This is a genomic window from Caballeronia sp., assembly GCF_049581465.1.
In the GTDB taxonomy this organism is placed as follows: Bacteria; Pseudomonadota; Gammaproteobacteria; order Burkholderiales; family Burkholderiaceae; genus Caballeronia.
The window spans coordinates 1-7257 of sequence record NZ_JBAUSA010001103.1 but is presented as its reverse complement, the minus strand read 5'-3'; the positions used below and the strand labels follow the sequence as shown (position 1 = coordinate 7257).

6 protein-coding genes and 2 pseudogenes are annotated in these 7257 nt (G+C 60.7%); 3 read left to right on the top strand and 5 right to left on the bottom strand.

Features of this window, described 5'->3' with window-relative positions; translation table 11 throughout:
• The 3 genes and pseudogenes from WCA53_RS26985 to iscX form a co-directional block, all read left to right on the top strand.
• Window positions 1-315, top strand: a pseudogene (locus WCA53_RS26985) (Fe-S protein assembly chaperone HscA); the annotation flags it as partial.
• Between the two features lie 39 nt (window positions 316-354).
• On the top strand, window positions 355-696 hold the full coding sequence (fdx, locus tag WCA53_RS26980; RefSeq protein WP_423917875.1) for an ISC system 2Fe-2S type ferredoxin: 342 nt from the start codon (window positions 355-357) through the stop codon (window positions 694-696).
• A gap of 36 nt (window positions 697-732) precedes the next feature.
• A complete protein-coding gene (gene iscX / locus WCA53_RS26975) occupies window positions 733-930 on the top strand; it encodes a Fe-S cluster assembly protein IscX (RefSeq protein WP_423917872.1) in 198 nt (65 codons plus the stop codon).
• A 130-nt stretch (window positions 931-1060) separates the two neighbouring features.
• On the opposite strand, the gene WCA53_RS26970 is transcribed toward iscX, so the two are convergent.
• The 5 genes and pseudogenes from WCA53_RS26970 to WCA53_RS26950 form a co-directional block, all read right to left on the bottom strand.
• Window positions 1061-1876, bottom strand: a complete 816-nt coding sequence (locus tag WCA53_RS26970) for a glycine zipper 2TM domain-containing protein (protein ID WP_423917869.1) — start codon at window positions 1874-1876, stop codon at window positions 1061-1063.
• A 308-nt stretch (window positions 1877-2184) separates the two neighbouring features.
• Window positions 2185-3711: a lysine--tRNA ligase gene (lysS, locus tag WCA53_RS26965; RefSeq protein WP_423917866.1), complete on the bottom strand. Its 1527-nt coding sequence runs from the start codon at window positions 3709-3711 to the stop codon at window positions 2185-2187.
• Between the two features lie 263 nt (window positions 3712-3974).
• Window positions 3975-5079, bottom strand: a protein-coding gene (gene prfB, locus WCA53_RS26960) for a peptide chain release factor 2 (protein WP_423917862.1) whose coding sequence is annotated in 2 segments (ribosomal slippage) — window positions 3975-4997 and window positions 4999-5079 — 1104 coding nt in all. Because the reading frame shifts where the segments join, the coding sequence is not laid out codon by codon here.
• Between the two features lie 131 nt (window positions 5080-5210).
• Window positions 5211-6914 (bottom strand): single-stranded-DNA-specific exonuclease RecJ, encoded by a 1704-nt coding sequence (recJ, locus tag WCA53_RS26955; RefSeq protein ID WP_423917858.1) that lies wholly within the window; start codon window positions 6912-6914, stop codon window positions 5211-5213.
• Window positions 6915-6978: 64 nt separating this feature from the next.
• Window positions 6979-7257, bottom strand: a pseudogene (locus tag WCA53_RS26950) (regulator); the annotation flags it as partial.

Here is a 7257-nt window from a genome sequence, read left to right as displayed (position 1 = left end):
CTCCAGGACAGCTTCAATACGGCGGAAGTCGACATGCGCGCGCGCGCGCTGCGCGAGGCGCAAGTCGATGCGCAGCGCCTCGTGGAAGCATCGCAGGCGGCGCTGGGTGTCGACGGAGAACTGCTGGACGAAGCCGAGCGTGTGCAGATCGACGCGTTGATCGTGAAACTGGCGGCAGTGACCGGTGGCGAAAGCGTCGACGCAATTGAAGCGGCGACGAAGGAACTGGCGAGCGCCACCGACGAATTCGCTGCGCGCCGCATGAACAAAAGTATTCGACGCGCGCTCGCCGGTCGCAAGATCGACGACGTTTGAGCCGCGACGCGTACAACACACATAGAGAACGGAAGACTCATGCCTCAGATAGTCGTTTTACCCCACGTGGAATTGTGTCCTGACGGCGCGGTGATCGACGCGGACACGTCCAAAAGCATCTGCGATAACCTGTTGGAAAATGGTATTGAAATCGAGCATGCGTGCGAAAAATCGTGCGCCTGCACGACCTGTCACGTGATCATTCGCGAGGGTTTCGAGGCGCTGGTGCCGTCGGAAGAAGACGAGGACGATCTGCTCGACAAGGCGTGGGGACTCGAGCCGGCGTCGCGGTTATCATGTCAGGCGATGGCGCCCGCGAATCAGGATCTGGTGGTCGAGATCCCGCGCTACTCCATCAATCACGCCAAAGAAAATCACTGACCCCACGTTTGGGCAATTGAGACAGGAGCGCTCGCCATGAAGTGGACTGACACGCAGGATATCGCGATGGCGCTGACCGACGCGCATCAGGACGTCGATCCGCAGTTCGTGCGTTTCACGGATTTGCATCGCTGGGTGACGGAACTTCCCGGTTTCGACGATGAACCGGACCGCTCGAACGAGAAAATTCTGGAAGCGATCCAGGCGGCGTGGATAGAAGACGCGGATTATTGATTCGGGTCAATGTGCGCGACGCGCAAAGCAAAACGGCGATTCCAGTGGAATCGCCGTTTTGCTTTTAGGGTCTGCTTTTAGCGTTCTTCGCGGGTTTTGGGGCCGCGATCAAATCTTGATCAAATCGTGATCAACCCGCCGCCAGCGTGCCGTGTTCGATATGCACACGCTCGCCTTCCTGGAAGGGTGGCGCCTGACGGTACGTGAAGTAGCGTGTCTTGCCGTTTTCCATGTGCACGCGTACCGAGTAATCGGTTTCGCTGCGCAGGTTTTTCTCGACCGCGTTACCGCCCACACCGCCGCCGAGCGCGCCGAGCAGCGTCATCGCGGTACGGCCGCCCCCGCGTCCAAACTGATTTCCGATAAGACCGCCCGCTACCGCACCACCCACCGCACCAATGCCGGTCCCGTGGCCCTCGTGTTTCACCGCCGACACAGCTTCCACCGTGCCGCATGTCCCGCAATACGCGGGTCGCGGCGCTTGTTCCTGAACAGGCTGTAGCGGCTGTTGTGCGGGTTGGACTTGCGGCGCCTGCTGCGGCGCTTGCTGTTGTTGAGCCTGTTGTTGAGGCTGTTGCTGTTGAGCCTGAAGTTGAGCCTGTTGCTGGGCCGCAAGTTGCGCTTGCTGGGTCTGCTGAGCCTCAACTGATTGCTGGTCCGCCGGCTGAGCCTGTTGTGCCTGGTCGGCTGGCTGTTGCTGCGGAGCGGGCGTTGCTGGCGCCGGCTGCGCGGCCACTTGAGCCGATTGGGTCTGGTCGTTCGACGACGACGAGCTTGATGCCTTCGGGAACAGGCCTGTCACGGCTGCGGTGGCTACGAGGCTGGCGACGATTACGGCGCCCGCCGCAGTCGCGACCAGCGGATGAATCCTGCGTTGGCGCGGCGTGCCGCCGGGGCCGGGGTTAGGCGAATTGTTTGGGGTCATGTTGTTAGTGCTGTTATCCATTTTTAACCTCCGTCTGAAGGCAGAGTGACGACTCATACGGCAATGCCTTATGACGTTAACCAGTGTGGGACAGAACGAAGCGTCAGGTTTGACAATTTGTAACGTTTATAGGTACCTACACAACGCAAGAAGCGCGCCCATCGGAATGCCCCCGGGAGACGCTTGCTCCACGGGCCTTTCGAAGGACTGGGGTGCGCAGCCGCCACATCGCGTAGCAAGCAGCTTTTACCGCTAGTTACAAACCCTATCTAGTCGACGGACGCAAAAAAGGCGCTTTCGCGCCTTTTTTGCAACCACAAACCATCCGATCAATCTTCTCGACGCAAATGCGGGAACAAGATCACGTCGCGAATGCTTGGGCTGTCGGTGAGAAGCATCACCAGCCGGTCGATACCGATACCGCAACCGCCCGTCGGCGGCATGCCGTGCTCCAGCGCCCGAATGTAATCGGCGTCGTAGAACATGGCTTCTTCATCGCCGGCGTCTTTCTGGTCGACCTGCTTCTGGAAGCGCGCCGCCTGATCTTCGGGATCGTTCAACTCCGAAAAGCCGTTCGCGATCTCGCGGCCCGTGATGAACAACTCGAAACGCTCCGTGATGCCTGGCTCCGTATCCGACGCCCGCGCGAGCGGCGACACTTCGATCGGATAGTCGATGATGAACGTCGGCTCCCACAACTGCGACTCGGCGGTTTCCTCGAACAGCGCCAATTGCAGCGCGCCCACGCCGGCGTTCAGGAACTGCGGTTGCCCGGCATCGACGCCAAACGTCTTCAGTTCCGTGCGCAGGAACGCGGCATCGGCGAGTTGCTCGTGCGTGTACTGCGGCGCGTATTTCTGGATGGCCGCCGTGATCGTCAAGCGATGAAACGGCTTCGACAAATCCAGTTCACGCCCCTGATACTCGATGGCAGCGCTGCCGCGCGCGTCGATGGCGGCCTCGCGGATCAGCGCTTCCGTGAAATCCATCAGCCACTTGTAGTCCGTATAGGCGGCGTAAAACTCCATCATCGTGAACTCGGGGTTGTGTCGCGGCGACACCCCTTCGTTACGGAAATTGCGGTTGATCTCGAACACGCGTTCAAAGCCGCCGACCACCAGCCGCTTCAAATACAGTTCCGGCGCGATACGCAGGAACATCTGCATGTCGAGCGCGTTGTGGTGCGTGACGAATGGCTTGGCCGCCGCGCCGCCGGGAATCGGATGCAGCATGGGCGTTTCCACTTCCATGAAATCCGCCTTCGCCATGAAGTTGCGAATCGATGCAAACGCCTTCGTGCGCGCGAGGAACGTCTTGCGCGTCTCCGGTGTCACGATCAGGTCGACATAACGCTGCCGATACCGCATTTCCTGATCGGCGAGACCGTGGAATTTGTCGGGGAGGGGACGCAACGCCTTGGTCAGCAAGCGCAATTGACTGCATCGCACCGACAACTCGCCCTTGTTCGTGCGGAACAGGACGCCTTTGGTCGCAACAATGTCTCCGAGATCCCACTTCTTGAACGCGTCGTAGACTTCCTGGCCCACATCTGCCGGCGTGATGAAGAACTGGATCTGACCGGTGCCGTCCTGCACGGTCGCGAAGCTCGCCTTGCCCATCACCCGTTTCAACATCATGCGGCCGGCGATGGCGACTTCCAGCGGCTCGGCGTCGAGCGCTTCCTTGTCTTTGTCGGCGAAATCGGTTTGCAGTGCGGCGGCGTGATGCGTCGGACGAAAATCGTTCGGATACGCGATGCCTTGTTCACGCAGCGCCCGAAGTTTTTCGCGGCGCTCGGCGATGATCTGGTTTTCTTCCGGTTCGGAAGCGGCGTCCGGCTGAGTCGGTTCGGTCATGGTGTGTTTGGCTTTGAGTGCGATGAATGCGGCTAGGTCGTGGGCCCGATGCTGCGTCAGTGCTGTTTCGCGTTTCGCGACGTGAAAGATAACGTCGAAACACAGGCCACACGGATGGTCGCAAATTTAGCGATGCAATGCTGAGATGTGCCGCCGCGATGTTGCTGCGAAGTATTGCTGTGAAGTAAAGCGAACACGGTGCGCGACGCGGTTGGCGCGGCGGCGTATTACTGAAGCCGCGCCATTTGATCATGCGCCTTGGCTCATACGCCCTGTTTCAGGCTTGCGCCGATAAAGTCATCCAGGTCGCCATCGAGCACGGCTTTCGTGTTGCTGATTTCCACGTTGGTGCGCAGGTCCTTGATACGGCTGTTATCGAGCACGTAGGAGCGGATCTGGTGACCCCAGCCCACATCGGTTTTACTCGATTCGAGCTTGTCCTGTTCCACCTGGCGCTTGCGCATTTCAAACTCGTACAGCTTTGCTTTCAGCATGGCCATGGCTTCGGCGCGGTTGCGGTGTTGCGAGCGGTCGTTCTGGCACTGCACGACAATGCCGGTCGGCGCGTGTGTCAGGCGCACGGCAGAATCGGTCTTGTTAATGTGCTGGCCGCCCGCGCCCGATGCGCGGTAGGTGTCCGTGCGGATATCGGCGGGATTGATATCGATCTCGATGGAATCGTCGACTTCCGGATATACGAATATGGAAGAAAACGACGTGTGGCGGCCGCCCGATGAATCGAAGGGCGACTTGCGCACGAGGCGGTGAACGCCCGTTTCCGTGCGCAGGAAGCCGTAGGCGTATTCGCCTTCCACCTTGATGGTCGCGCTTTTAATACCGGCGACGTCGCCGTCGGACTCTTCCAGTACTTCGGTTTTGAAGCCTTTACGCTCACAGTACCGCAGGTACTGGCGCATCAACATTGCCGCCCAGTCGCACGCTTCCGTGCCACCGGCGCCGGCCTGGATATCGATAAAGCAGTTATTCGGGTCGGCAGGGTTCGAGAACATCCGGCGGAACTCCATGTCTTCTACGCGTTTTTCGAGCGCTGCCGTGTCTGCCTCGCAGGAGGCGAGCGTGTCTTCGTCGCTTTCCTCGCGGGCCATGTCGAAGAGATCTTGCGTGTCGCGCAGATCGTTATCGAGGGCCGTGATGGTCGTGACGACGTTGTCGAGCAGCTTTTTTTCGCGGCCCAGCGCCTGGGCATTCTTCGAGTCGTTCCAGACGGTCGGGTCTTCGAGTTCCTTGTTGACTTCTTCTAGGCGTACGGCCTTGGCGTCGTAGTCAAAGATACCCCCGGAGCTCGCCCGCGCGACGGCGCAAGTCGGCGAGGAGGTTCTCGATTGCGTTGAGACGTTCCGCTTCCATTTGATCGATTTCCGGCTTTTTTGAGGAAGGGGAAATTATAGCGTAGGGAGCAGTGGTGGTCGGGGGAGGGCTTAGGACGCTTCTAGTGGCGGTGACTGTGAGCCCAACCTCCCATCGGCGTCCGCTAAACCCTAAGCGGCCGCTTCAACAATCATCTGTACCCGCGCGACCCCATTCCAGGAGTCCGAAACCAGCCGATACGCCAGTACCACCCGCCCCGGTAGCGTCTCCGTATGGTTAAACCAAATGGCATTGAACCGCTGCTGCCCGCGCCGCAGCTGCAACTTCAAATGCTTATCCTTGACCAGCGCCTGCGACGCCACGTCAAACTCCCCGGAAAACACCGGCGCCGGAAATCCCTGCCCCCAGACCGCGCCATCGATCAGCTCGACAAACTGCGGCGTGAAATAAGCATCTTCGAGTTCGCCATCTGTTTCGACGACTCGCGATAACGCCTCGCGCGTCAACCATTCCCGCCCAACAGCTTCAAAAGCCGCCGTGAACCGCCCGATATCGGCGGTAACGATGGTCATACCCGCAGCCATCGCGTGGCCGCCAAACTTCACGATCATTCCGGGCTCGCGCTTGGAAATAAGATCGACCGCATCGCGCAAATGAAATCCGGGAATAGAGCGCCCGGACCCCTTCGATAAAACCCCGCTGTCGTCCGCATGAGCAAACGTGAACGATGGCCGGTGGAACTTCTCCTTCAACCGACCCGCGACAATCCCTATCACGCCCTGGTGCCAGGACGGATTGAACAGCGTCAGCGTGGCCGACTCGGCAGGGTCCAGTTGCGCCAGTTCTTCCAGTGCCTGTTCCTGCATCCCCGCCTCGATCTCGCGACGCTCGCGATTCATCGAATCCAGTTGTTGCGCCAGCTCCCAGGCCCGCCCGATGTCATCGGTGATCAGGCACTCAATACCGAGCGACATATCCGACAGCCGGCCCGCCGCATTCAACCGGGGCCCGAGCGCAAAGCCGAGATCGAAGCCCGATGCCGTGCGCGCGTCGCGCGCGGCCGCGCGAAAAAGCGCTGCAATGCCCGCCTGCATCCGTCCCGCGCGAATCCGCTTCAACCCCTGTGCGACCAGAATCCGGTTGTTCGGATCGAGCTTCACCACGTCGGCCACGGTGCCGAGCGCGACCAGGTCGAGAAGGCCGTCGAGACGCGGTTCGGGAGCGGTATCGGTGAAAGCATTGCGACGCCGCAATTCGGCCCGCAAGGCCAGCAGCACGTAGAACATCACGCCCACGCCCGCTATGCACTTGCTCGGGAAATCGCAGCCCGGCTGGTTCGGATTGACGATCGCGCGGGCCGGCGGCAACTGGTCGCCGGGCAAATGATGATCGGTGACGAGTACGTCGATACCCAGCGCATTCGCCGCTTCCACACCATCCACGCTGGCAATGCCGTTATCCACGGTGATCAGCAAATCAGGCTTGCCCGCCGCGCGGCTGGCGGCCAGCGCGACAATTTCGGGCGTCAGGCCATAGCCATATTCGAAGCGGTTCGGCACCAGGTAATCGACGTGCGCGCCAAACATCCGCAAACCACGCACGGCAACGGCGCAAGCGGTCGCGCCGTCGCAATCGTAGTCGGCGACGACCAGCATGCGGCGCTTGGCGGCGAGCGCATCGGCGAGAACGACGGCGGCTTCGTCGCAGCCTTTCAGGCCGAGCGGTGCATGCAATTTCTTGAGTTCGGTCTCGATCTCGTCCGGCGAACATACGCCACGCGACGCGTATAGCCGCGCTATCACGGGATGAACGCCATGGCGCACGAGGACGGCGGCATCGGCGGGAGAGGGGGCGCGGGTGACGATTCGGGTCATGCGGGCAGGCCGTGATTCATTCGATAGGGTCGGTTCATTTGCGCTTCAACTCGTCAGCTTCAATCTATTCGATAAGCAATGCAGCGAGCGGCCGGCGCCGCCAGAACTTGCGCAACGCCCCGCGCGTGACGTTGAGCGAAACGGAGCCCGTGTCGCTGCATAACGTGAGGCGCAAGGTGCCGAGCGAGCCGTTTTCGAGCGCCGCGAGGGCGGGCGCGAACCAGTCCCGCTCCAATGCGCCGAGTGCATCGTTCCAGCGTGGCCAGTCCTGCTCGATGAACGGCGCCGAGAACGGATCAAGTTCGACGAGCGTGCGGCCGGTGCTGCTGTTGCTATCGGCGCC

Bases quoted from the DNA above. Each gene is read 5' to 3' on its own strand.
- recJ (WP_423917858.1), bottom strand. From the start codon at position 6,914: ATGACCCGAATCGTCACCCGCGCCCCCTCTCCCGCCGATGCCGCCGTC.
- iscX (WP_423917872.1), top strand. From the start codon at position 733: ATGAAGTGGACTGACACGCAGGATATCGCGATGGCGCTGACCGACGCG.
- fdx (WP_423917875.1), top strand. From the start codon at position 355: ATGCCTCAGATAGTCGTTTTACCCCACGTGGAATTGTGTCCTGACGGC.
- WCA53_RS26970 (WP_423917869.1), bottom strand. From the start codon at position 1,876: ATGGATAACAGCACTAACAACATGACCCCAAACAATTCGCCTAACCCC.
- lysS (WP_423917866.1), bottom strand. From the start codon at position 3,711: ATGACCGAACCGACTCAGCCGGACGCCGCTTCCGAACCGGAAGAAAAC.